Genomic DNA, 24466 nt, shown 5'->3' on the forward strand with positions numbered 1-24466 from the left:
GTGCCGCGCCCGCAAGCGCTCCGCCGGCGCCGCCCCCCGCGCCCATCGTGCAGGTGCGCACGCTCGAGCGCGGCACCTTCCGCACGCTGCTCGACAGCGAAGTGCAAAAGACGGACGGCAAGGTCGTGGGCCGCGCCGTCGACATGGTCACCGGCCCCGGCGGGAAACCCGTCGACGTCGTGGTGAACCTGCAAGGCTTCATGGGCATTGGCGACCGCAAGGCCAACTTCCCGTGGAGCGGCGTGCGCGTGAATACCCAGCCGAAGACGCCGGCCATCACGCTCGCGCTGCCGGCAAGCCAGCTGCAGGTGCCCGACCGGCCCAAGGCCGGTGCGCCGCAGCCCGGCAACCCCGAGGCGAGCGCGACGCGCCTGCCCATGCTTGACGCGGACGTGGAACGCGCCAACGGCGGCAAGGTGGGCCGCGTGGTGGACGTGCTGCTCGACGGCAGCGCCGCCCCGCAGGCCGTTGTGCTCGACGTGAGCGGCACGCTCGAGAAACGTCATACGATCGCGGCCGACTGGTCGGCGCTGCGCTTCGTCACGAAGAACAATACGCTCGAAGCGCAGCTCGAAATGAGCGATCAGCAGGTGGATGCCTCGCCGCCCTACACGCCCGACCAGCCGGTGCGCGCCGTGACACCCGCCGCCCCGCCGCCTCCGGCCCCGGCCGCTTCGGCTGCGCAAGCAGCGCCCGCTGCATCGCCCGTCGCCTCGGCGGCCAATGCCCACGGTGCCAAATGACGGACGGCACCATGCAACAACCCAATCCAGGCCAGCGCAGCGTGCGCGCGCTCGACTGGCTGAACTTCTTCGTGGCGAACGTGCAGACGGGCTTCGGGCCGTTCATTGCCTCGTATCTGGCGTCGCACAAATGGACCCAGGGCGAGATCGGCCTGGCGCTTTCGGTGGGCACGATCAGCGCGATGGTGAGCCAGGTGCCGGGCGGCGCGGCTGTGGACGCCCTGCGCAACAAGAAGGCCGCCGCCGCGTGGGCGATCATCGCGATCATCATCTCGGCCGTCCTGCTCGCCGCGAGCCCGACCGTCGTGGCGGTGATGGCCGCCGAGGTCTTCCACGGCTTCGCCAGCTGCATGCTCGTGCCGGCCATGGCAGCGCTCGCGCTCGCGCTGGTGGGCCGCCAGAACCTGGGCGACCGGCTCGGCCGCAACGCGCGCTGGGCCTCGATCGGCAGCGCCGTGGCCGCCGGGCTGATGGGCTTGTGTGGCGAGTACTGGTCGCCGCGCTCCGTGTTCTGGTTGACGGCCGCGCTCGCGTTGCCCGCGCTCGTCGCACTCGCGATGATCGAGTACGACCAGAACGCGGCCTACGCCAAACCCGCGGCCAAGCCCGGCAAGGCCAGCGCGGCAGTCGCCGGCGAGCCTCGCGAAACGATCTTCGACCTGCTGCGCGACCGGCGCATGCTGACCTTCGCGGCCTGTGTGGTGCTGTTCCACCTCTCGAACGCCGCGATGCTCAACCTCGCCGCCGGCGAAGTGACGGCAGGCATGGGCGACAACGTTCAGCTCGTGATTGCGGCATGCATCATCGTGCCTCAAGCCATCGTCGCGCTGATGTCGCCCTGGGTCGGCCGCACCGCGCAGGCCTGGGGGCGCCGCCCCGTGCTGATTCTGGGCTTTTGCGCGCTGCCGCTGCGGGCGCTGCTGTTCGCCGCCGTCGGCAACCCGTACTTCCTCGTGCCGGTGCAGATGCTCGACGGCCTTTCGGCCGCCGTGTTCGGCGTGATGCTGCCGCTCATCGCCGCCGACGTGGCGGGCGGCAAGGGCCGCTACAACCTCTGTATCGGGCTCTTCGGACTCTCGGCGGGGATTGGGGCGACGCTTTCGACGGCGCTTGCCGGCTTTATCGCCGATCACCTGGGCAATACGGTGAGCTTCCTCGCGCTCGCGAGTGCAGGCGCCGCCGCGGTGCTGCTGGTTTGGCTTGCGATGCCCGAGACGCGCGACGCGCTCGAAGAGGAAAACGCCCGCGACGCCACCGTTTGAGGGCTGCACTGCCGGAGCGGGCGCCGGTTGCGCCTGTTCCGGCGGGCGGTGGCGACCCGCCTTTCTCGCTCCATAAAAAAGCCGGCGCCCCTCGGGGCGCCGGCTTTTTTACGCAGCTTCATGACGTTGGCATGACGAGGTATGACGAGCCTCGTGGCACGAGAGCGCCGGGTGGCATACCCGCGCGGGCGACCGGTACGCCCGGGCAAGCCGCTCAGGCGGCCAGCGCCTCGTCCAGACGCGCCGCGACCACGGCGTTGGGAAGGTTGTCGAGCTTGCTCGCGAGGATCATCGCGTCGGCATTGGCCGGGCGGTGACGGCGATTGGGGCTCGGGCGGAACACCGCGTCGCCGCGGCGGATCTTCTCGCCGGTCAGCGCACAAACGGCGCTGCGGCGCGCCGTGCAGACCCGCCATAACTGGTCGGAGTAGCGGCCATACGTGGCATCGCTCCAGCAAACCGTGATGCTGTCCGGATCGTGCCGCCGGATCAAGGTGATGCCCTGCGCATCCCACGACCGGACGGTGGCGCGCCGCCGGTTGGCCGCCTCCGACGCGCCGCGTGTGATGGGTACCGGTTTGCAGCTTCTGCCGCCTTCGAATTCGCTGTCCAGGCTTAGCGGCTCGGAAGCCGCGGACAGAAGGTCAATGGTTTGTTGCCAAACGCTGCCGGTATCTAATTTCGTCATAATGCACCTCGTGCACGTGGAAACGATTCAAATATGCCGGTCGAATAAGCACTCTGCCACGTCCGGATTATAGCGTGTCCAACTCGCAATCCACAGGAAAAACGCAATTTTCACACGATAATGCCAAACGCAAAAACCGGGATGGCGGAGCTTTCAGTTCCGACTGTAAGCCTCCAATGTTGGTTTCTTTACATCCGTGAACTTTTTTGCCGATTTGATGATACTTAACAATCTCAGTGTGGAAAAAATAACCGGTTTCAGGCTGGATGTCACTACTGGCGTGAGATTTCAACATAACTGAATTGTTACAGCGCCCGCTGCGTCCGGTGGACGCACAATGCCCGGAATGCCCGTCCATAGCCAGTCTTACGGCCTTGACCGGCATCACGCCGACTCCACTCTTACACACGTGACGTGACCGATCAATGAAACGCAATACACCTATTCGACATAGGTGCATCAGACATATCACATACTAAACGTCAGTCTATTGGCAGCGAGATTCTCGCACGAAGCTTGCGTTCTCCACATGTCTAGAATATCGAGACATTCCACTATTCGAAAAGCAATTAATGGATTTTGGATATTGCTTTAGGCGCATTGCCGGCCGTCAATGCGGACATTGTGCAACTCGCAGGAGACGAATAGCAACAATACGGTGATGTTACAAGCGCCATCATACGCACCGAAAGTATGCACACTAAACCACTATTGAATCCGCGGATAAAGACAAACGAATGAAGATATCGCGCGGCTCGCCTGTTCTCGCCTCTTCTCGCGGCTTCCCGTCTGTTACGCGCCGCGGCCCTGATCGAGAAATTCGCCGGCGCGCACCTTGAGCATCGCGCCGAAGTCGTCGAGCCAGCCAATGGAAAGCCGCCAGCTCTGCCAGTAGAGTTCGACGTCGAGCGCGCGGCCGGGCGTAAGTTCGACGAGTTCGCCGCGCGCGAGGTGCGGCGCGATCATGCGCTCGGGGCACATGCCCCAGCCTAGTCCATTCAGGCAGCAGCGCAGAAACCCAGCCACGTGCGGAATCCAGTGCAGCGGCGCGTCGATCTGCGCGCGCGTGATGCGGCGAATAAAGCGCTTTTGCAGTTGATCCTTGGGATTGAACTCGACGCATGGCGCGTGGCGCAGCGTGTCGCGCGTCACGCCCTGCGCGAAATGCCGCTCGAAGAACGCCGGCGAGCACACCGCGAGATAGCGCATGCGGCCGAGGCGTGTCGAGCGGCAGCCCTGCACGGGCTCGGCCTGCGTCGTGACGGCGCCCTGCACGCTGCCGTCGCGCATGCGTTGCGCGGTGTGATCCTGGTCGTCGATCACGAGATCGAGCAGAATGCCGCGCTCGACGCAGAACGCCGCCACGGCGTCGATGAACCAGGTGCCCACGCTGTCGTCGTTGACGGCCACCCGCAGCGTCGGCCGCGCTGCCCCCAGCGCGCTCGTGAAGGTCGGCATCGCCCCACCGAGCTCCGCCTCGAGCAATTGCACGCGCTCCGTGTGACGGCATAGCAGCGCGCCGGAAGCCGTCGCGACACAAGGCTGGCCGCGCTTCACGAGCACGGTGCCCACGCGCTCCTCCAGCAGCTTCACGCGCTGCGAAACCGCCGACGGCGTGACGTTGAGCGCGCCCGCGGCGCGATCGAACGAGCCATGCCGCACGACGGCGGCGAGCGCATCGAGCAAGGCATAGTCGAGCATTAGCGTTCCTTAATCCAGTTAATGAAAATGAGCTTTTCTTATGCGGCTCCTGGCGGCAGACTAGCGCCATTCCCTGTCGATGTCCATTGACCGCAGGCGCCGCGCATCGCGCCGCCCGCGCTCCTACTTTGTCCGCAACCATCATGAACTGGCTCGCTTTTACTCACGGCGCGGCGCTGTGCGCCTCGCTCATCGTCACGATCGGCGCACAGAATGCGTTCGTGCTGCGTCAGGGCATCCTGCGCTCGCACGTCGGCAAGATCGTCCTGCTCTGCGCACTGTCCGACTTCATTCTGATCGGCGCGGGGGTGGGCGGCGCCTCGGCGCTCGTCGAGCGCTATCCGACCTTCGTGCACATCGTGCTGTACGTGGGTCTCGCCTGGCTCGTGTGGTTCGGCATCGGCGCGCTGCGCCGAGCGGTGCGCCCTTCGCATGCGGTACTGGAGAGCAATGCCGCCGTGGATGCGCCCGAGCAGCGCGCCTGGCCGATCATCCTCATGACGCTCGCGTTCACGTGGCTCAATCCGCACGTGTATCTCGACACCTTCCTGCTGATCGGCACGGCCGGCGCGCGAGAACCGCTAGGCAGCCGCCTCGCCTTCGCGATCGGCGCGATGTCCGTGAGCGCAGTGTGGTTCGTCGCGCTGGGCTACGGCGCGCGCGTGCTCGCGCCGCTGTTCCGGCGTGCGGGTGCGTGGCGCGTGCTCGACGGCGCCATCGGCGGCATGGTGCTGTTGATCGCCTTCGCGCAATTGCGCTGAAGTCCGCGAGAATGCTGCGCGCGGGCCGCGCGTTTGCCGCGTTTGCCGCGTTTGCCGCGTTTGCCGCGTTTGCCGCGTTTGCCGAATGCGCCGCTACTGCGCGGCGTTCTTCGCTTTGCGCTGCAGCAGCAGGCCCTCGACGAGTTCCGGTGACATATAGTGAGGCCCGTCGAAGAGATACACGCGATAGCCGTGATACGCCTCGAGCTGCGGGGCCAGCTCGGCGGCCGTGGCCGCGCGAAAGCCCCCGCCCTGTTTGGGACGGAACGCCTCCGCGATGATGCGCACGCGCTTGTGGCCCAAATGCGCAGATAACGCATCCGCATATTCGCGCGCCGCGGCCGGACCGCGCGCATAGACTCCGCAACCGTCCTGCAGCAACACGCCGACATCGCGCGGGAGCCACGAGTCGAGCCATTTCGCGAGCGCCTCGCCGCCGATGTTGCTGGTGTCGTACACGCTGATCCACAGCGGATGCGGCAGCTTCTCCAGCAGCGGCGCCATGCGGGGCGCGTCGGCCCAGGTGGGATCGACTTCGACCGGAAAATACCAGCCCGTGATGTGCACCGGTGGGCGCACAGCGGCGAGCTTGAGCGAACGATCGACGAGCGTTTCGACGTTCTCGCGTGCTTTCTTCTCGTCCGAATAGCCCGCAAGCCCGACGATCACGCCGCGCGCCCAGGGCTCGTTGGCGATGCGAACCCAGTCGGGCACGCGCGGCGCGGGAATACCGGCGCCCGCCATGAACGCGACGTCGTCGACGGCGATCCATTGCACCAGCAGCTCGTTGACGCCCAGCCTGTCCCAGTCGCCGCGCAAGTCGAGATGGTCGTTATCGGGCTGCCAGACGATGCCTTGCGCGAGCGCATCCGCGTGTGCAGGCACCTGCAGCGTGCAACCGGCGGCAGCGAGCACGCACAGCACGGCGCACGCGAGGCGCGCGCAGCGCGGCAAACCGCGCAAACGCGTTCGCCCGGCCGCATCTTGCTGGTCCGCGACGCCCTGAGCAATTCTCCGCACGATCATCAGGTTTCCTCAATAAGAGAGCACGGCGCCGAAGAACACACCGCCCGCCCGGTCGTCGCCCGTGACGTGCCAGCGGTACTGCACCGTCACGTCGACATAGGAGCGCGGCGCATCGTAGAAGCTGTCGCGGAACCAGTAGCGCGTCGAGACGCCCACGCCTATCCCGACCGGCACACTGCGGTTGATGCTCGAATCGTAATCCACGCCGGCCACCGCGTACGGAAAGACCGTGAGCTTCGGGCTGATGGTGTCGAGCCGCCACGTACGGCCCGCCTCGATATAGCCCGTGCCGTAGTTCCAGCCGTTACTCACGTAATGGCCGACTTCGCCATAGTCCTGCACCGTCCACCACGAAGGCACGTCGAGGCGCCGCTCGGTGCCGATGCCGCCCGAGTAGGCAAGGCGCAGCAGCCAGTCGGAAGGCGCGCGCGAGCCGATGGGGATGAGCCGCTCGAACGCCACCACGGCGTTGATCGATTCGAACGGCTTCGCGCGCGCGCCGATGGCCCCGAGCGCCGTGGAGATGCCGCTCGGCGCGTCGCCCTTCGCGCCGACGTCCTGATAGACGCGCGCGTAGACCTCGAAGTTGCGGTCGCCGAGCGTGCCGAACGGCCGCCAGTATCCCTCGACGCCCATCTGCCAGTTGTTGTACGAGCCGGGCACCTCGCCTGTCGACACGCCGGGCTGCAAACCTGAGCCGCGATAGTTGACAGAGGCGATCGCGCCCCAGTCGCGCGTGACGTCGGCGTGTGCGTTGCGCAGGTCTTGCAGTTGCAGCAGCGTGGCAGGCGCGACGCCTGGCGGCGGCGAGGTGCCGTAATCGATCGCGCGTTTGAAATAGCCTGCGGCCAGCGCGTCGAAGGTTGCGCGGTAAGCGCTATAGCCCGCATCGCCAGTGGCTTGTGGCGGCAACTGGCCCGCTTCGTCCGCCTGCGCGAAGTACATCGAAGCGCGGCGGTCGTCTCCCGCACGCTGCGCGATGTACGCGGCGGAAAGCGGCGGCAGCGCGTCGAGCAGGCCCGCCTCAAGCATGGCGCGCGCTTCGCGTTTCGCGCCTTCGGTGTCGCCCGCCGCGGTGAGCGCGTCGATCAGTTCGAGCCGATGCTGCGGATTGCGCGGGTCCGCGGCTACGGCCCGGCGCTGTGCGTCGAGCGCGGCCGCCCGATCGCCGCGCTGCGCAGCGACGATCGCGGCGCGCCGGTCCGCGAAGCCGGGATCAGCCGCGTAGACGTCGCAGGCGCTCCCGTACTGGTCCACCGTGCAGTCGAGTACCGGGCGCGCCGTCGTGGCCACGCGCTCGCCGGACGCAGCAGCCGTGATCGGCGCGGCGGTCTGCGCGAGCGCCGCGCGCGCATAGTAGCGGCGCATGGCGATCAGCGCGTCGGTATCGTCGCCAACGGGCGGCAGCGTGGCAAGCAGGTCGAGCGCGCGCTGCGGCTGGCCTTGGGCCGTCCAGACATCGGCGATGATCGCGTGCGCCACCCGCTCGTCGCGCACCGAGGCGCCTTCGCTCAGCAGCGCCTGTGCGAAGTCTTCGTTCGCCTGCGCCGACCTGCTCTGCGCCGCGCGTGCATAGCCGCGCAACACGTACGGCATGAGCGTCGGCGTGGCGCCCGACGCAATCGCATCGCCTGCCGCGGCTTCGAGGCCCGCCATGTCGTTCTGTTCGAGCAGCATCTCGCAAAGCAGCAGCCGATTGCCGAGTTGCAACGGCGCGTAGCCGATCGCCTCGTGCAAAAGCGCGATCGCCTGCGCGGTGTCGCCGCGCGTGCGCGCCGCCTCAGCCGCTTGCACCGCTGCGGGCGCGAGCCGCGCGCCGATCTGCGTGCGGCGCTCGCGCAGCGCCTGGCTGTCGCCGAAACGCCGCTGCGCCTCCTGCGCAGCCTGCCAGGCTTCGCGATCGTGGCCGCCCGCCGCGGCGGCGTCGATGGCGAGCAGCCGCAGACGCAAGATGTCGGGTCGCAACGCGATTACGGCGTTCGCCTCGCGCCAGGCGGCGTCGTATTGCTTCGCGCCATAGGATTTGTAGGCATCCTGAGCAAGCTGCCACGCCCTCCCGGTCAGGTAGTCGGGCGGACCGGAACCCGGCGGCGGCACGGCGCGCGCCGTGCGCCCGCCACCGGTTGGCGCGCCCGGCCGCGCCAGCGCCGCCACCTGCACATCGATCTCGCGCCGCCGTGCGGTGAGCGCCGCGTCGGGACCGATCTGCGCGATCGCGTCGGAGAGCGTGCGGCTCGCCTCACGCCATTGCCCGCGCGCCGCCTGGGAGTTCGCGAGCAGCAAGCGTAGCGAGGCAAGATCGGGCCGCTGCCGGATCGCCTCGCGCGCATAGCGCTCGGCCGCCGCGTAGTCGCGGTGCGCATAAGCGTCGTAGCCTTGCTGGGCGACGCGATAGGCCGCACCGCTCAACGGCAACGGCTGCGCGCCCTGCGGCAGCGCCTGGGCCTGGACGCGCCCCGCGCCCGCGAGCGCAGTCCACAACGCGGCGAGCAGGAGCGCACGCGGCGCGCCTCCACTCCAACCGGATGAAGATCGGATCGTCGGAAAACGCTTCGGAGTCCGTCTCATGTCGCGGATGCACCTTCGGCGCGCAGACGATCCTGCTCCGCGATCGCCGCGGCCAGCGCGTCGCGTGTGATCACGCCCTGCTCCACCATGAAATCGCCGATCCGTCCGTGCTCGGCGGGCCGATAGCGTTGCAATGCGCCTTCGAACGCGGCGCGCTTCACCGCGCCGCGTTCGATCAGCAGATCGCCCAGCAGCGGTATGCCAGACGTGGCGGCGCCCTGCGCTTCGGCGTTTGCCTTCGCTTCATGCGCTTCGCGCACTTGCACCGGCGGCACGCCGCGCAACAGACGCAGGCCGTCCGCAACCTCGCCCTCGCGTACGATGCGCAGCACGATCGGCAACGCGCATTGCGCCTGCAACTCCGCGATCGCCGCATCCGCGAGCGGGCTCGCGCAAAGCACCACTTCATGCCCCTTGCCGTCGTTGCCTTGCGGCAGCACGCGATAACGCACCGTGAGTTCGATCGGCAGATCGCTCGCGTAACGCGTGAGCCGTTCGCGATCGAGCCGGCCGCGCGGCAGGTCCGCCTGGAACGCGATGGCCTCCGCGAGCGTTTCCTCGTCGAGCCAGCCGTGCGCCATCAGCACACGTCCGAGCGGCGCCTCTTGCGCGTGCTCCTCGGCCAGCGCCTGCTCCAGTTCCTTCGGTCCGATCGCCTGCCACGAAAGCAGCAGTTCGCCGAGGCGCTGCCGGCGGTCCGTGAAGCCGTCCGACGAGGGGAAGTCGTGCATGGTCTTGTCCCACACGAGCCGCTTGCCGGTGACCAGATACGCGAGATACATCTTCCACGCGCGCGAGACCGCCATGAAGTTCACGAAGTTGCCGATCACCATGCGCGGCACCGAAAGCACGCCATGCTCCCAGCCGTAAAGCCGGGAGACGAAGTAGACGCGCTGGACCACGCGCAGCAGCAACGCGATACCGTTGGCCCATAGCACGATGGTGAGAAAGCGGGAACCCGCGAACGGCGAGGCGACCAGTTCAGGCCGAATGCCGAGAAACTCGGCGTACGCAAAGAGCAGGAACTGTGCAAGCAGCACATAAGCAATGATGCCGACGAACGCCGTGACGATGCCCTTGCGGTCGCGCGCAAGCAGATACCGGTTGGCGATCGTGCCGGCCCAGCCCGTCTGCTCCCATCCTTGCAGGCCAATGCCGAGCGTCCAGCGCGCGCGCTGACGATAAGCGGTCCGAAACGTATCGGGAAAGAACTCGCGCACGCACAGCGGCATCGTCAGCGTGACGTCGCGCTCGGGCCCGAAGCCGAACCATGACTTGCGCCGCGTGGCGAACTCCACAGGAAAGCGCGCAAAAATCGAATGCATGCCCATGCGACCGAGGCGTTCGCCCACGTCGTAGTCTTCGGTCAGCGTTTCCGTGTTGAAAGGCTGGTTCTGCGTCTGCTCCGCGAGCCCGGCAAGCGCGCGGCGCGAAAAGCACGTGCCTACGCCGGCAGACGGCACCGTGCCGGCAAGGCTCTCGCGCACCACGAGATCCTTCGCATGCCATTCGGCGAACTCGTCCATATAGGTGCCCGCAACGAGTTCGTACCATTCGCGCTCGAGCGACGCCACCGGCAACTGGATCATGTCCTTGCGCGGCAACAGGTAGTTGAAGAAGCGCAACTCGAGCGGATGCAGCACGTCCTCGCTGTCGTGCAGGATCACGCCCGCGAATTCGATGCCGGTTTCCTTCTCCATGCGAAAGATCGCCTGCACGATCCAGTTCAGGCAATCGGCCTTGCAGGTGGGGCCGTCGTGCGGCACCTCCACGCGGTGGAGCTGCTTGTAGCGCCGCCGCATACGCTCGACTTCGGCAATGGTCGCCGCATCGTTCTGGTAGGTGCCGGCGAACACGACATAGTTCTTGTAGTCGAGCACGCGCACGAGGTCGGTGACCATCGAGGCGATCACATCTTCCTCGCGCCACGCGGGCACCATGATCGCCAGCGGCTGCTGTTCGCGCGTGTAGAGCTGCTCGGCACGCAACGGCTCGTAGCGGCGCTCGATCGTGAAGTAGCGGATGATCCGGCGGACCCAGTACCAGGCGTCGATAAAGAGATCGTCGATGCTCGATAGCAGGATCACCACCGCCACCACCGCCGCGAGATACTCCATGCCCTCGTAGTAGCGGCCGGCGTAGTAGTTGAGCCACCAGTCGATGGCGTGCGTGCTCACGATCCGCTCTGCTTGTTATCCGGGTTTTCGGCGCTCTCCTGCGCCGCGCGCGCCGCGGCGGCGGCCGCCGTTCTCGCCCGGGCCCGCTTGCGCGCAAAGCCCGCTGCGAGCAGCAGCAACACCATCACCGCGATGGCGATGCTCGGAACGCCCCAGCCCGCCCAATGACGCGTGAGCCACGCACGCTGATCGTCCATTGGCGGCACGCCGCCGGGATACTGCGTATCGAAGGTCTTGAGCACGCCGCTCGCATCGACGATGGCCACGTCGCCCTGCTGGAACTGCATGCCGGGCGGCAAAACGGGGGCCTCGCCCACGCTGCGGTAGACGATGCCGGGCGTCGTGCCCGAGCGCACCACCTGGATCAGGCCGAGATTCGCGAGACCCGACATGTCGACGAGCATCGAGCCGCCGCGCCCCTTGAGCGTGAGGCGGCCACTCGCGAAGCTCGCGTGGGCCGCCTCGCTGTCGAGCGCGACATCGGCGGCGAGGAACGCGTCTTTCGGCTGCGCGCTCTGGCCGTTCGGCACCACCTGAAGCGTCGCGCGCGTGGGCGCCACGCCCGCCGCGTTGGCGAGCCGCGCCACGCGCGGCAGCGTCGTCACCGGGTCGGCCAGATAGGCATCGGGCACGAGTACGTCCGCCGTGCGCGAGAAACGCGCCACCATGCCCGTGAAGTTTTCGCCGAGCGGTCCCTTGCCGATGACCAGATGGCTGCCCGGCAGCACGGCCGCGGGATAGCCCTGCTCGCGCGGGCGGCAGCCGCCCGCCGGCTGGCGCTGGAACAGCACGCGCAGCGTATTGGTGGTGCCGAGCGCGTAGACGGGGATGTCCGCGCTCACGCGTTGCGTGTGGCCGTCGGTGTCGAGCAGGCGCGAGCCGATCAGCACGCCGTTGAAAAAGACCGACGCGGTCTGGCCATTGCGGTCCGCAGCGGGCGCCGCAGCCAGATCGAGCACCACGCGGCGCGGAATGCGGCCATCGCCCGAAACGGCCGCGAGATCGAAGTTGGCCTCCCATGCCGCACTCGTCAGCACCTCTAATGTTCTCGGCGTGCCACCGATCAATGAAAGTGCGATCCGGTCGCTCGAGCCGCCCGCGCTCAGGTTCGGCGACGCGGCCAGCTCATGCACGACGAGGCGGCGCGACACGTCGATGCCGCTCCACGTGCGCGAAAGCGCGCTCACGCCGGTGTCGTCGCCGACTACCACGGTGGGCAGACCGCCCAGATGCGCGAGGCGCAATTCGCCCTTTTCGAACGGTGCGGCGAGCACGCCGCCGGAATGCGTGCGCCACGCATCGAAGGCGGTCGCGGCATCGGCGGAAACGGCCAGCACTTCGCCGCGCAACGCATCGAGCGCTGCGCCCGCTTGTGCGCGCAACGCGTCGTCGGCGACCACGACGTTGGGTGCGAAGGCGCCTGCCGGCGCGAGTGCGATCAGCGCACCGAGTTCGGCGGGATTCGCGATCTTGTGCGAACCGCCCGCTGCCAGCGCCGCGAAAGCGGGCACCGCCTGCAACGCGGCCGGCACCTGGACGGTGCCGAGATTCACCGTGTCGCCCACCGCGGGCATGCGCGTCGTCACGGGCGTCGCACCGCCGCGCATCAACAGGGCTTCGAGCCGCCAAGCCACATCGTAAGCCGCGGCATCGAGCTTGCCGCCGCTCACGAGGACCACGGGTTTCGCGGGCAGCGCGCTCCACGCGGTGCGCACGTCGTTCACCGCCGAGGTGTCGAACTGATATGTGAGGCGCGTGGTGGGCGCGACCTTCCAGACGTTGCCGATCGCCGTCTGGTCCGTGCACACGTTTTCGTTGAGCACCGACGACCATTGCAGCCCCACGCGCACGAAGCCCGAGGGACGCGGCGCGCCGTCCACGCCGATGCTGAGCGACCCGTCACCCTGCGCGTCAGTGACGTTGCGCGCCTGCACGGGCGACCCGTCGAGCGAGAGCAGGAAGGTCGTGCGCCCGCCGTTGCCGCGCAGGTAGTTCGCGTCGAGCTGCAGCGTGGCGTTGCTGATCGGCAAGCCCGCGGGCACCGGCAGATAGAGCTCCTGAGCCGCGTCGGGCGCGCGCAGCACGATCGGATCGCGCACGCCGAGATCGGCCAGCGACACGGTCCGCGATTCCATGCGCCCAGCGCCGAGCTGCGCGAACGCACCGGCCAGGTCGCCCGGCGCCGCATACGCGCAACGGCTCAGCGCCGCGAGAAGCACTGCGGCCACATACGCGCAATACGGCGCACCCACGCCCTTGCGCCCCGCTGCGCGCACCTGCCCGATCGGATCGAATCTCACGTGTCATGCCTCATGGTGTCGGCGCGGCGGCGCATCCGCCGCGTGGCGGTCCTTGCCATCCCGCCTGTGGAATGCACTGATTGCCTGGCACTGCGATGCAACTGATACGTAGACAACGAGCCGCCGTCAATGCGCCGCGTCGGCCTCGTCCGCCTCGCCGGGCTCCGGCCGCATGGCGACCACCGGATGCCGGTAGCCAGGCAATTCGCGGCTCGGGAACGGCTCGAACGGCTTGCCGGCGAGCGCCGCGACGATGCGCTCCGAAGCGTGCCCGTCGCCATACGGATTGACGCGCCTCGCGTAGGCGCGCCGCTCGTCTTCGTTCTCGACGAGTTCGAGCACGGCGCGCACGATCGCCGTACGGTCGGTGCCGATGAGCTTCACAGTGCCTGCGGCAAGCGCTTCGGGGCGCTCGGTCACGTCGCGCATCACGAGCACCGGCTTGCCGAGCGCGGGCGCCTCCTCCTGCACGCCGCCCGAATCGGTCAGCACGATCGCCGCGCGCTGCATGAGGCGCACGAACTCGGGGTAGTCGAGCGGATCGGTGAGATGAACGTTCGGCGCATTGCCGAGCGTGGCGAGCACGGGGCCGCGCACGTTCGGATTCAGATGCACGGGATAGACGATCTGCATCTTGCCGGAATGCGCGAGCGTGGCGAGCGCCGCGCAGATATGCTGGAAGCCCTCGCCGAAACTCTCGCGCCGATGTCCGGTGACGAGGAGCAACGGGCGGCCGGTGTCCGCGGGTTCGAGAAACGGAAATTGCGCGTCGAGGCGCTCGCGCAGCGCTGCGTCGTTGTCGAGCCGCTCGCACATGAGATGGAGCGCATCGATCACGGTATTGCCCGTCACGACCACGCGCCCGGCGAGCGCCTCCGCTTCGAGATTCGCGCGCGAGCTTGCCGTCGGCGCGAAGAGCAGATCGCTCACGACATCCACCACGCGCCGGTTCATTTCCTCAGGCCACGGCTCGAACAGATTGCCGGTGCGCAGCCCGGCCTCCACGTGCCCAACCGGTATGCGGCGATGAAAGGCGGCGATGGCACCCGCCATGCTCGTCAGGGTGTCGCCATGCACGAGCACGCGCTCGGGCTGCTCGGCGGAGAGCACGTCGTCGAGCCCGGCGAACAGGCGCCCGGCGAGCCCATTGAGCGTCTGGTTCGCGGTCATCGCACCGAGGTTGTGCGCGGGCACGATGCCGAACAGGTCGAGGACCTGCTGCAGCATGGTCTGATGCTGCCCCGTCACGCAGACGACGGACTGCACGCCGGGTTCCGCTTCGAGACGTTTGACGAGCGGCGCCATCTTGATGGCTTCGGGCCGCGTACCGAATATCGACAGGATTCGCACAGGCAGGTTTCCGGTGAGCTGGAGTGTCCAGGCGCCGCGGCGTTGCCCGCGTGCGACGCCCCCCTTTACCGACTGTCTTCATGCCGTTGCCGCCAGCGCCCTGCCGCGCCGCCTGATTCAAGGCGGCGCGGCTGCGCGCCAGTCAGCAGTACTCTACCTGCTTAATTAGACCATTGCGCGCATGGGTGCCGCTCCGCAATGCTCGTGCACGACCGTTCGCGCCGCGATTGTTGCGATTGTTCAGCGCATTGACATGGATCGGATCATTGTTGCGTCGAGCGAGACGGATTGGATCTTGAAGCCGCGTTCGTCGTTGCGCAGCGAATAGACGATAGCTAACGAGATTCGATGAACCATCAGGCTCGTCGCGCGTTGCGCGAGTTCGAAGTAAGCTCTTGCGACGACTGCAATCTCTTCTGCACTGCGTGCCTTGGCCACCAGCAAAAGAACAGCGAGATGGACGACCTCATTCTCGACGCCTTCGATGCGTCGCAACTGATTCCCGGCTTCAGCGCACCGGCGCTGCCCGTCGAGCGCCCGGACCGCGAGACGCTCGACGCAGCCGAGCACAACACGCGCCACTGGACGAGCCGTGTCACCGGTGCGCTCACGCCCGGTTCCGACGTGCATCGCGACGAGATGTGCCGCATGTTCCGCGAGACCTTCAATCCTTACCGGCCCTCGGTACTCGATTGGCCACCGCTCGAAGCCGCGGCGCTCAAACGCATTACCGATCTGCCCATCTGGGACATCGCCGTGCAAACGGAAGGCCGCGCGCGCCTGCGCATGGCCGCCTATGCCGCCTCGCTCGACGACGCCGTGATGCGCGATGCGCTCGCACTCAACGCGTGGGAGGAGAACCGCCACAAGGAAGTGCTCTCGCGCATGGTGGCGGCGTACGGCATCAAGCTCGCGAGCGAGCCGCCCTACGTGTACCCCAAAGACGCAGAATGGGCTTACCTCGTGACGGGCTATAGCGAATGCGTGGACAGCTTCTTCGCGTTCGGGCTCTTCGAAGTAGCGCATCGCTCGGGCCTCTTTCCGCCCGAACTCATCGACACGTTCGAGCCCGTCATGCAGGAAGAATGCCGCCATATCCTGCTGTTCGCGAACTGGGTGGCCTGGCACCGCGTCCGGCTCAACTGGTGGCAACGCATTCGCTTCGAGTTGAAAGTGGCCGGCGTATGGGCCTTTCTGGTGTGGGAGCGCATTGGCCTCGCGCGCGCCATGGATGCTGACGGCAACGAACACAGGCACGACAACAACTTCACGATGAACGGCGCACAGCAGGTGACGGACGTGGACATCAGCGTGCCGGAACTCATGCACCTGTGTCTCGCCGAAAACGAGCGGCGCTTTTCGGGCTACGACAAGCGTCTGCTGCGCCCGGAGACCATGCCGCGGCTCGTGCGCTTCGCACTGCGCTTCGTGCGCGACAAGAAAAACTGACGCCCCTCTCCCGCTTGCACGCGCGCCGCTTCGTTCGAATGGACGATTGCGGCGCGCGCTGCTTTCGTGCGACGCTTCGCGCCCATGCAGATTGCGCGGCGCCGCTTTAGCGCGCTCGAAGCGCGCCTTCCGCAAAGCTGAATTCCGCGCAGCTCACGCGTCTGTCACAGTGACGAAGGTCTTCGTCAGCGACGAAAACATTGCCCCTATCGAGGAGAGAGAGCTTGAAAATTCTGGTGCCCGTCAAGCGCGTGGTCGATTACAACGTGAAGGTTCGTGTGAAGTCGGACGGCACGGGCGTCGACATCGCCAACGTGAAGTTTTCGATGAACCCATTCGATGAAATTGCCGTTGAAGAAGCGGTGCGTCTGAAGGAAGCGGGCGTGGCGACCGAGGTCATTGCTGTTTCCTGCGGTGTTTCGCAGGCCCAGGAAACGCTGCGCACGGCCCTCGCTATCGGTGCGGATCGTGCCGTGCTGGTCGAGTCGAATGACGATCTGCAGCCGCTCGCCGTGGCGAAGCTTTTGAAAGCGCTCGTCGACAAGGAACAACCGTCGCTCGTGATTCTCGGCAAGCAGGCTATCGACGACGATTCGAACCAGACCGGCCAGATGCTCGCCGCGCTGGCGAACCTGCCGCAAGCGACCTTCGCCTCGAAGGTGGTCGTGGCCGACGGCAAGGCGACCGTGTCGCGCGAAGTGGACGGCGGTTCTGAAACGCTGTCGCTGACGCTGCCCGCAGTCGTTACGACGGACCTGCGCCTGAACGAGCCGCGCTACGTCACGCTGCCGAACATCATGAAGGCGAAGAAGAAACCGCTGGAAACGATTCAGCCTTCCGATCTTGGTGTCGACGTCACGCCGCGTCTGAAGACGCTGAAGGTTGCCGAGCCGCCAAAGCGTTCGGCAGGCGTAAAGGTGCCGGACGTTGCGGCGCTGATCGAGAAGCTGAAAACCGAAGCCAAGGTGCTGTAAGGGAGCGATTTGAAAATGACGAATCTGGTTATTGCCGAACACGACAATCAGTCGATCAAGGCCGCGACGCTGAATACGGTCGCAGCAGCACAGAAGATTGGCGGCGACGTGCACGTGCTGGTCGCCGGCCACAATGCACAAGCCGCTGCCGACGCAGCCGCGAAGATCGCAGGCGTTGCGAAGGTGCTGCTGGCCGATGCGCCGCAACTCGAGCAGGGTCTCGCCGAGAACGTCGAAGCGACGGTCCTCGCCATTACGAAGAACTACTCGCACATCCTGGCGCCGGCAACGGCAGCGGGCAAGAACGTCACGCCGCGTATCGCCGCGAAGCTCGACGTCGCCCAGATCAGCGACATCACCGCGGTGCACAGCGCCGATACGTTCGAGCGTCCGATCTACGCGGGCAATGCGATCGCGACGGTGCAATCGGTCGGCCCGATCAAGGTCATCACCGTGCGTACGACGGCATTCGATGCAGTCGCGGCCGAAGGCGGCAGCGCAGCAGTCGAGAAGCTTGAAGCGGCAGCGGATAGCGGTCTCACGCAGTTCGTCGGCCGTGAAGTCACGAAGCTCGACCGCCCGGAACTCACGAGCGCGAAGATCATCGTCTCGGGTGGCCGGGGTCTCGGCAGCGGCGAGAACTACACGAAGGTTCTCGAACCGCTCGCGGACAAGCTCAACGCCGCGCTCGGCGCATCGCGCGCAGCCGTGGACGCGGGCTACGTGCCGAACGACTATCAGGTCGGTCAGACCGGCAAAATCGTCGCGCCGCAACTGTACGTGGCGGTCGGCATCTCGGGTGCAATCCAGCACCTTGCAGGCATGAAGGACTCGAAGGTCATCGTTGCGATCAACAAGGACGAAGAGGCACCGATCTTCAGCGTGGCCGACTATGGCCTCGTGGGCGACCTGTTCACGGTCGTGCCGGAACTCGCTGGCGCAATCGGCTAATACCGTACCTGCTTGCGAAAAGATAAAGGCGCCTTTGTGAAAACAAAGGCGCCTCTTTTATCGACTTCATTGCAGCAAGCGTTCAAACACCCAATATCCGCCGCGCCTTGAGGATCACGGGCATGTCGACCATCTTGCCATCGAGCGCCACTGCCGCCCCGCCACTCGCCTCCACCGCATCGAGCACGCGCTGCGCCCATGCACGCTCCGCCTCGCTCCATGCGTACGCGCGATGCACGGGCGCGATCTGCTTCGGATGAATGCAAAGCTTGCCACCGTAGCCAAAGCGCCGTCCGCGCCGTGCTTCACGCTCGAGGAGATCGGCATCGTCGAATACGGTCGACACACCATCCACGGGCGCGGCAATGCCCGCAAGCCGCGAGGCCAGCACGATCTGTGAACGGAATGCGTCGAGTTCCTCGCCGTCGCCGTCGATGCCCATATCCACCTGAAAATCGAGCGTGCCGAACGCCACGCGCAGCACGCCTTGCGCGCCACACAGCGCATTCAGGCCCGCGATGCCGCGCGCCGTTTCCACGATCGGCAACACCTGTAACGCGCCGTGCGCACCTGAGCGCACCGCCGCGACCTGCTCCGCGCTTTCCGCCTTCGGCAGCATGATGCCCGCCACGCCCACATATCCCGCGAGCGCGGCGACGTCATCGGCGAACCATGGCGTGTCGGTGCCGTTCACGCGCACCCACACAGGACGTGCAGCGTCCAGTGCCGCTAGCACGGCGTCGCGCGCCGCGTTCTTGTGCGCCGGCGCGACCGCATCCTCCAGATCGACGATCACGGCGTCCGCGCCTGCGCCACGCGCCTTCTCGAAGCGCTCGGGCCGGTCGCCCGGTACGAAGAGATACGAGCGGGAAAACGCAGCGCTCATACACTCGCCCCTTCGCTGAACAGCGTGCTGACGCGTGGTGCCTCGGCGATGCCCCACGCCGCGTCGAGCAGGCGCTGCGCATCGCTTTCGCTCGCAGCGCCCGAAAATGCCGCGAGCCGCACGAACTTCGTGCCGATCTCCTCGCGCGAGAGCGTATTGCCCGGGTCGCCCTTCGGCTCGTCCACGCGGCCCTGCAACGTGCGGCCGTCGCGCGTCGTCACGCTCACTTTGCCGATCCAGCGGGCGGGATATGCGCGATCCACTTCCTCGTCCAGCGCCATCGTCACGCGTTCGCGAAACGCAGCGATATCGGCCGCCGAGTAGTCGCGTTCGAACTCGTTCACGCCCGCATAGCCGCGATAGGCGACCAGTCCGAGCACCGTCCCCATGTTGAATTTCGCCTGGTGAACGGTGCTCGGCACGACCACGCTGCCGAGCACGTCGATGGCGCCTTGATGCACATGCGCCGTCACGCTCGCGATATCGTCTGGATTCAGGCGGTGAGCTTCGATCACGGACAGCAGCGCGTCGGCGGCCGGATGCGTGTGACGGCACGCCGCGTGATACTTGAACGACGTCTCGACCGTGGCCCAACGCTCGCCCAGGCGATCGACCAGCTTCGCGGGATCGGCATCGCTCGACATACCCGCCGCCATGCCCTGTGCGCCTTCTAGAATGTGCTGCGCGCCGCGAAACCCGTCCGCCGCGAGCTCGGCAGCCATCAGGCCGTTCGCTGCCGCCATCGCCGTGTGCAGCTGCTTCGAATCGGCCGCGTCGCGCAGGAACTCCCACAAGCCGCTCGCCTGCGTGCCCGCCGATCCGAACGCGTCGAGCATCTGCTCGGTTGAGAGCTTCAGCAGACGGCCCGCCGCGGCAGCAGCCGCGATCGTGCCCACTGTGCCGGTCGTGTGAAATATCTTGTAGTGCGAACGACCCATGAATTCGCCGACACGTATGCCCACTTCGTAGCCCGCCACCGAGGCCGCGATGAACTCCTGGCCTGACGCACCCAGCGCCTGAGCGAGCGCAAGCGTCACCGGAAACACGACGGTAGCCGGATGCAGCACCGAGCCGTTGTGCACGTCGTCCTGCTCGACGAAATGCGAAGCGGCGCCGTTGGTCATGGCGGCGAAATACGCCGTCGTGCGAGTGTGATCGATGATCACGTCGCACGGCCCCTGCGCGTCGGTGGCACCGCGCGCGGCACGTGCAAAGCGCGCAATCGCTTCGACCGGACGCGCGCCCTTGCCGCCCAGCGCGGAGCCGAGCCAGTCCACGTAGAGATTGACGGTGCGCTCGACCACATGAGTCGGGATCGAATCGAAGCGCAGTTGCGAGGCGAAGGCCGCGAGCGTACGGCTGGGATGATCTGTCATGGCAGCGTAGTTCAGTGGAGTCGGTTTGCGAAGCGCGAGGCGCGATCAGATGGCTCCGGCTTCGCGCAGCGCGCCGATGCGCGTCGCGTCATAGCCAAGCTCGCGCAGGATCGATTCGGTATGCTGACCGAGTGCGGGCACCGCATCCATACGGGCATCGAATGCGGAAGGCGCGCCCGGCGGCAACAGCGCCGGAACGGTCCCCGCCGAGGTCTGGACGTCGCGCCAGCGCTCGCGCGCCTGCAGTTGCGGATGGGCCCACACATCGGCCATCGTGTTCATCTGGGCATTGGCAATGCCCGCGCGGTCGAGTCGTTCGATGACCTGCGCGGCGCTCAGCTTCGAAAACGCATCGACGATCAGATCGCGCAGTTCCGCACGGCGCGCGGAACGCCGGGAGTTCGCGGCAAAGCGCTCATCGGTGGCGAGTTCCGGCTGCAACAGCACGTGTTCGCAAAAGAGCTTCCATTCGCGATCGTTCTGCAGGCCGAGCATCACCGACTTGCCGTCGCCGGCGGGAAACGGACCATAAGGATAGATCGTCGCGTGTGAAGCGCCTGCGAGTGGCGGCGGCGTTTGCCCGTCAATCGCGTAGTAGAGCGGATAGCCCATCCACTCCACCATGCTCTCCAGCATCGAAACGTCGATGCGGCAGCCGCGTCCGGTGCGGCCGCGCATCAGCAACGCACTGAGGATGTTCGAGTAGGCATACATGCCTGCGGCGATGTCGGCGATCGAGCAACCGGCCTTTGCGGGTTCGCCCGGCGACCCCGTGATGGAGAGAAACCCCGATTCGCTCTGGATCAGCAGGTCGTAGGCCTTGCGCTCGCGGTAAGGGCCGTCGTCGCCGTAACCAGAGATGTCGCACACGATCAGCTTCGGGTAACGCTCGCTGAGCGCTTCGTAGCTCAGCCCAAGTCGCGCCGCAGCACCCGGCGCGAGATTCTGCACGAGCACGTCGGCGTCGGCGAGCAGCGCGTCAAGGATCGGCGCGGCCTCTTTGTGCTTGACGTCGAGCGAAAGGCTTTCCTTCGAGCGGTTCGTCCACACGAAGTGCGATGCGAGTCCATGCACGCGCTCGTCATAGCCGCGCGCGAAGTCCCCGACGCCAGGCCGCTCGATCTTGATCACGCGCGCGCCGAGATCGGCAAGCTGGCGCGTGCAAAAAGGCGCGGCGATCGCATGTTCGAGCGTGACGACCTTGATACCGTCGAGTGGTCTCATGGCGCGCGCCTCCGGTCAAAACGAACGCGGCAGGCCGAGCACATGCTCCGCCACGTACGAGAGGATCAGGTTGGTCGAGATCGGCGCGACCTGATAGAGGCGCGTCTCGCGGAACTTGCGCTCCACATCGTACTCGCAGGCGAAGCCAAAACCGCCGTGGAATTGCAGGCATGCATTCGCGGCTTCCCACGAAGCGTCGGCGGCGAGCAGCTTCGCCATGTTGGCCTGCGCGCCGCAGGCCTCGTGCGCGTCGAAGCGGCGCGCGGCCTCGAAACGCATCAGGCTCGCCGCTTCGACGTTGACGAACGCGCGCGCGATGGGAAACTGCACGCCCTGGTTCTGGCCGATCGGACGCCCGAACACGATGCGCTCCTTTGCGTAAGCGCTCACCTTGTCGATGAACCAGTAGCCGTCGCCGATACATTCGGCTGCGATCAGCGTGCGCTCGGCGTTCAGGCCGTCGAGGATGTACTTGAAGCCCATCCCCTCCTCGCCGATCAGGTTTTCCGCTGGAATTTCGAGGTTATCGAAGAAGAGTTCGTTGGTCTCGTGATTGACCATGTTGAGAATCGGCTGCACGGTGAGGCCGTTGCCAATCGCTTCGCGCAAGTCCACCACGAAAATCGACATGCCTTCGGACTTCTTCTTGACGTCGGCAAGCGGCGTGGTGCGCGCAAGCAGGATCATGAGGTCCGAATGCTGCACGCGCGAGATCCACACCTTTTGCCCGTTGATCACGTAGCGGTCACCCTTGCGCACCGCCGTCGTCTTGATCTTCGTGGTATCGGTGCCCGTGGTGGGTTCGGTCACGCCCATCGATTGCAGGCGCAGTTCGCCGCTCGCGATTTTCGGCAGGTACTTGCGCTTCTGTTCGGCCGAGCCATGGCGCAGCAGCGTGCCCATGTTGTACATCTGGCCGTGGCAAACACCCGAGTTGCCGCCCGAGCGGTTGATCTCTTCCATGATGACCGACGCCTCGGTCAGGCCCAGACCCGATCCGCCGTACTCCTGAGGAATCAGCGCAGCGAGCCAGCCGGCTTTCGTGAGTGCATCGACGAATTCCTCGGGATAGCCGCGCGCCTCGTCGATCTTGCGAAAGTATTCACCGGAGAACTGCTGGCACAGATCGCGCACGGCTTCGCGGATGTCCTGAAACGAATCTTGTTGCGTGGTTTGCATGATCGATATGAATTCGCTATGAAGTTTCGTGTTGCCGTTCAGGCCAGCGTGGCGGTGGCCTGCATCGTCAGATAGCCGTCGTGGTCTTTCGCCCAGAGTTCGACCGAGCGCGCGTCGTCCGCGAGCTTGCCGCACAGCGTGAACGCGTTGCCCGCGAACGTGGGCCGTACCGCGCGAAATGCGAACGTTACGATCGACGCGTCGGGCCGCTCACGGTGCACGAGGTCGAGCAACAGCGTGGCGATGAGCGGGCCGTGCACGACGAGGCCCGGATAGCCCTCTTCCTGCGTGACGTACGGGAAGTCGTAGTGAATGCGATGGCCGTTGAAGGTCAGCGCGGAATAGCGGAACAGCATGAGCGCACTGGCCGTGAGCGTTCGCGACCAGGTCTCGCCTTCGGGAGCCACGACCGGCTTGGGCGCGCTCGCGCCGGGTTGCGGCGCGTCGCGATAAACGATGTCGTGCTCTTCCTCGATGCACAGCGCCCCGCCGCTCTCGTAGCGATGCTGCACGGTCACGAACACGAGACGGCCGCTACGGCCGGTCTTGTCCTCGATATTCGCGATGGTGGAAGTGCGCGCGGCCTCGCCGCCCGCGCGCAGCGGCGCGTGAAATGTGAGGCGTCCGCCCGCCCACATGCGGCGCGGCAGTTCGACCGGCGGCAGGAAGCCACCACGTTTCGGGTGTCCATCGGGACCCGCTTCCGAGAGCGGCGAGACGGGCAGAAAATAGAGCCAGTGCCACAGCGGCGGCACGGCACTATCGGGCGCTTCGCGATCGAGTGTGGCCGCGAGCGCGCGCAGCGGAAACGCGGTGATGTCGTCGGTGAGCGTTTCGGTCTTGTCGAGCCACGCGCTGAGCGTTGGCGTTTGCGATTCCGGCATGGCGTTTCTCCGTAGCGAGATCAGGGCCTGGTGGCCATACTATGAACGGCCCACGTCGTTTCGCGAAGTTGCCTTTGCCGAATCAGCCCTTTCGCTTTCGTTAATCCCCCGACCATTGCCACCCGATACTTGCACGCGGCTTTCAACCAGGACCGCGCTCCAGCCTCATGCTTCGCCGCGCAAATGTGCGGAGGCTTCGTCTTCCACGCGCTGCCACAACTCGAACGACATGGGGCGCTCGCCTTCTTCGAGCAGATGACCCACGAGGCCAATCGCACGCGCCATCACGCCGAAGCCGCGCACGATACGCCACGGGAAGCCGAATTCACAGCAGATCGCGCCGATCGCACCCGTAGCATTGATCGGCAGCGCTTTGCCCGACGCACGCTCGGCCTCCGCGCCAATGAGTTGCATGAGCGTCACATAGCGCCCCGACATGCCGTTTTGCGCGGCCAGTTCGAAGAGGCGCGGTGTACGGGGATCGATGGGCTTGTGCAGCGGATGACCGAGCCCCGGAATCGGCGTGCCGCGCGCGCGCCATGCCGCGACGGTATCGACTGCGAGTTTCTCCAGGTCGTCGCACTGGCCGTCATAGGGCAGCGTTTCGGACAGCATGCGGCACGCGCCTTCCATGCTGCCGACGAACACCGAGCCAAGCCCGCATAGCCCCGCTGCGACGGCCGCCTGCAGCGACTCCGGCGCACCCGCGTAGGTCATGCGCGCGGCGATGGCGCTGGGCGTCATGCCGTGCTCGACGAGCGTGATGACGATGGCGTTGAACATCGCGGACTGCTGCGGCGTGGCCGCCTTGCCCGTGAGTTGCAGAAACGCGAAGTCGCCGAGATTCATGTGCCCGAGCACTTCGTCGGGCAGGCTCTTGCCGCGCACGACGATACGATCGGGCGTGCTGTACGCGATATCGGAGCGCACGAGCGGTTTCGGTTGACGGGCCATAGTCTTGATTCCT

Annotated in this window: 19 protein-coding genes; 6 read left to right on the forward strand and 13 right to left on the reverse strand. The window is 66.3% G+C overall.

The window, feature by feature from the left end; all coding sequences use genetic code 11:
- Together E1N52_RS14655 and E1N52_RS14660 are read left to right on the forward strand one after the other, a co-directional pair.
- Positions 1-743, forward strand: a 743-nt coding sequence (locus tag E1N52_RS14655) for a PRC-barrel domain-containing protein (RefSeq protein ID WP_133183486.1), incomplete at its 5' end; no start/stop codon positions are given.
- A gap of 11 nt (positions 744-754) precedes the next feature.
- Positions 755-2005, forward strand: coding sequence for an MFS transporter (locus E1N52_RS14660; RefSeq protein ID WP_133183487.1), 1251 nt, complete (start codon positions 755-757; stop codon positions 2003-2005).
- 214 nt (positions 2006-2219) lie between these two features.
- Here the strand turns inward: E1N52_RS14660 and E1N52_RS14665 are convergent, their stop codons facing one another.
- Positions 2220-2693, reverse strand: coding sequence for a DUF3331 domain-containing protein (locus tag E1N52_RS14665; RefSeq protein WP_051482004.1), 474 nt, complete (start codon positions 2691-2693; stop codon positions 2220-2222).
- Between the two features lie 792 nt (positions 2694-3485).
- On the reverse strand, positions 3486-4394 hold the full coding sequence (locus tag E1N52_RS14670; protein ID WP_133183488.1) for a LysR family transcriptional regulator ArgP: 909 nt from the start codon (positions 4392-4394) through the stop codon (positions 3486-3488).
- Positions 4395-4537: 143 nt separating this feature from the next.
- On the opposite strand from E1N52_RS14670, the gene E1N52_RS14675 reads away from it, so the two are divergent.
- Positions 4538-5155, forward strand: a complete 618-nt coding sequence (locus E1N52_RS14675) for a LysE/ArgO family amino acid transporter (RefSeq protein ID WP_133183489.1) — start codon at positions 4538-4540, stop codon at positions 5153-5155.
- A gap of 93 nt (positions 5156-5248) precedes the next feature.
- On the opposite strand, the gene E1N52_RS14680 is transcribed toward E1N52_RS14675, so the two are convergent.
- The 5 genes from E1N52_RS14680 to wecB all read right to left on the reverse strand — a co-directional run bounded on the left by E1N52_RS14680 (position 5249) and on the right by wecB (position 14576).
- Positions 5249-6181: an alpha-amylase family protein gene (locus E1N52_RS14680; RefSeq protein WP_246089070.1), complete on the reverse strand. Its 933-nt coding sequence runs from the start codon at positions 6179-6181 to the stop codon at positions 5249-5251.
- A 9-nt stretch (positions 6182-6190) separates the two neighbouring features.
- A complete protein-coding gene (locus E1N52_RS14685) occupies positions 6191-8749 on the reverse strand; it encodes an NfrA family protein (RefSeq protein ID WP_133183490.1) in 2559 nt (852 codons plus the stop codon).
- Positions 8746-10926, reverse strand: coding sequence for a glycosyl transferase family protein (locus E1N52_RS14690; protein ID WP_281282667.1), 2181 nt, complete (start codon positions 10924-10926; stop codon positions 8746-8748). The genes E1N52_RS14685 and E1N52_RS14690 overlap by 4 nt, the downstream gene beginning before the upstream one ends.
- Positions 10923-13226, reverse strand: a complete 2304-nt coding sequence (locus tag E1N52_RS14695; RefSeq protein ID WP_246089071.1) for a cellulose biosynthesis cyclic di-GMP-binding regulatory protein BcsB — start codon at positions 13224-13226, stop codon at positions 10923-10925. The genes E1N52_RS14690 and E1N52_RS14695 overlap by 4 nt, the downstream gene beginning before the upstream one ends.
- A 126-nt stretch (positions 13227-13352) precedes the next feature.
- Positions 13353-14576: a non-hydrolyzing UDP-N-acetylglucosamine 2-epimerase gene (gene wecB / locus E1N52_RS14700; protein ID WP_165979387.1), complete on the reverse strand. Its 1224-nt coding sequence runs from the start codon at positions 14574-14576 to the stop codon at positions 13353-13355.
- Positions 14577-15032: 456 nt separating this feature from the next.
- On the opposite strand from wecB, the gene E1N52_RS14705 reads away from it, so the two are divergent.
- The 3 genes from E1N52_RS14705 to E1N52_RS14715 all read left to right on the forward strand — a co-directional run bounded on the left by E1N52_RS14705 (position 15033) and on the right by E1N52_RS14715 (position 17950).
- A complete protein-coding gene (locus E1N52_RS14705; protein WP_133183716.1) occupies positions 15033-16025 on the forward strand; it encodes a ferritin-like domain-containing protein in 993 nt (330 codons plus the stop codon).
- Between the two features lie 224 nt (positions 16026-16249).
- A complete protein-coding gene (locus E1N52_RS14710) occupies positions 16250-16999 on the forward strand; it encodes an electron transfer flavoprotein subunit beta/FixA family protein (RefSeq protein ID WP_133183492.1) in 750 nt (249 codons plus the stop codon).
- 15 nt (positions 17000-17014) lie between these two features.
- On the forward strand, positions 17015-17950 hold the full coding sequence (locus E1N52_RS14715) for an electron transfer flavoprotein subunit alpha/FixB family protein (protein WP_133183493.1): 936 nt from the start codon (positions 17015-17017) through the stop codon (positions 17948-17950).
- Positions 17951-18032: 82 nt separating this feature from the next.
- On the opposite strand, the gene E1N52_RS14720 is transcribed toward E1N52_RS14715, so the two are convergent.
- The 6 genes from E1N52_RS14720 to E1N52_RS14745 all read right to left on the reverse strand — a co-directional run bounded on the left by E1N52_RS14720 (position 18033) and on the right by E1N52_RS14745 (position 24453).
- A complete protein-coding gene (locus E1N52_RS14720) occupies positions 18033-18836 on the reverse strand; it encodes an HpcH/HpaI aldolase/citrate lyase family protein (protein ID WP_133183494.1) in 804 nt (267 codons plus the stop codon).
- The gene (locus E1N52_RS14725; RefSeq protein ID WP_133183495.1) at positions 18833-20212 is read right to left on the reverse strand and encodes an MmgE/PrpD family protein; all 1380 of its coding nucleotides are present in this window, start codon (positions 20210-20212) and stop codon (positions 18833-18835) included. Before E1N52_RS14725 ends, E1N52_RS14720 begins: the two co-directional genes overlap by 4 nt.
- Positions 20213-20257: 45 nt before the next feature.
- Positions 20258-21436 carry a CaiB/BaiF CoA transferase family protein gene (locus E1N52_RS14730; protein WP_133183496.1) on the reverse strand — a complete coding sequence of 393 codons (1179 nt, stop codon included), beginning with the start codon at positions 21434-21436 and terminating at the stop codon, positions 20258-20260.
- Positions 21437-21451: 15 nt separating this feature from the next.
- The gene (locus tag E1N52_RS14735) at positions 21452-22615 is read right to left on the reverse strand and encodes an acyl-CoA dehydrogenase family protein (protein WP_028208315.1); all 1164 of its coding nucleotides are present in this window, start codon (positions 22613-22615) and stop codon (positions 21452-21454) included.
- Between the two features lie 38 nt (positions 22616-22653).
- The gene (locus E1N52_RS14740) at positions 22654-23499 is read right to left on the reverse strand and encodes an HTD2 family dehydratase (RefSeq protein WP_133183497.1); all 846 of its coding nucleotides are present in this window, start codon (positions 23497-23499) and stop codon (positions 22654-22656) included.
- Positions 23500-23664: 165 nt separating this feature from the next.
- The gene (locus E1N52_RS14745) at positions 23665-24453 is read right to left on the reverse strand and encodes a citryl-CoA lyase (protein ID WP_133183498.1); all 789 of its coding nucleotides are present in this window, start codon (positions 24451-24453) and stop codon (positions 23665-23667) included.
- Positions 24454-24466 lie beyond the last annotated feature (13 nt).

Origin of the sequence: Paraburkholderia guartelaensis (assembly GCF_004353905.1) — a bacterium.
Lineage (GTDB): Bacteria > Pseudomonadota > Gammaproteobacteria > Burkholderiales > Burkholderiaceae > Paraburkholderia > Paraburkholderia guartelaensis.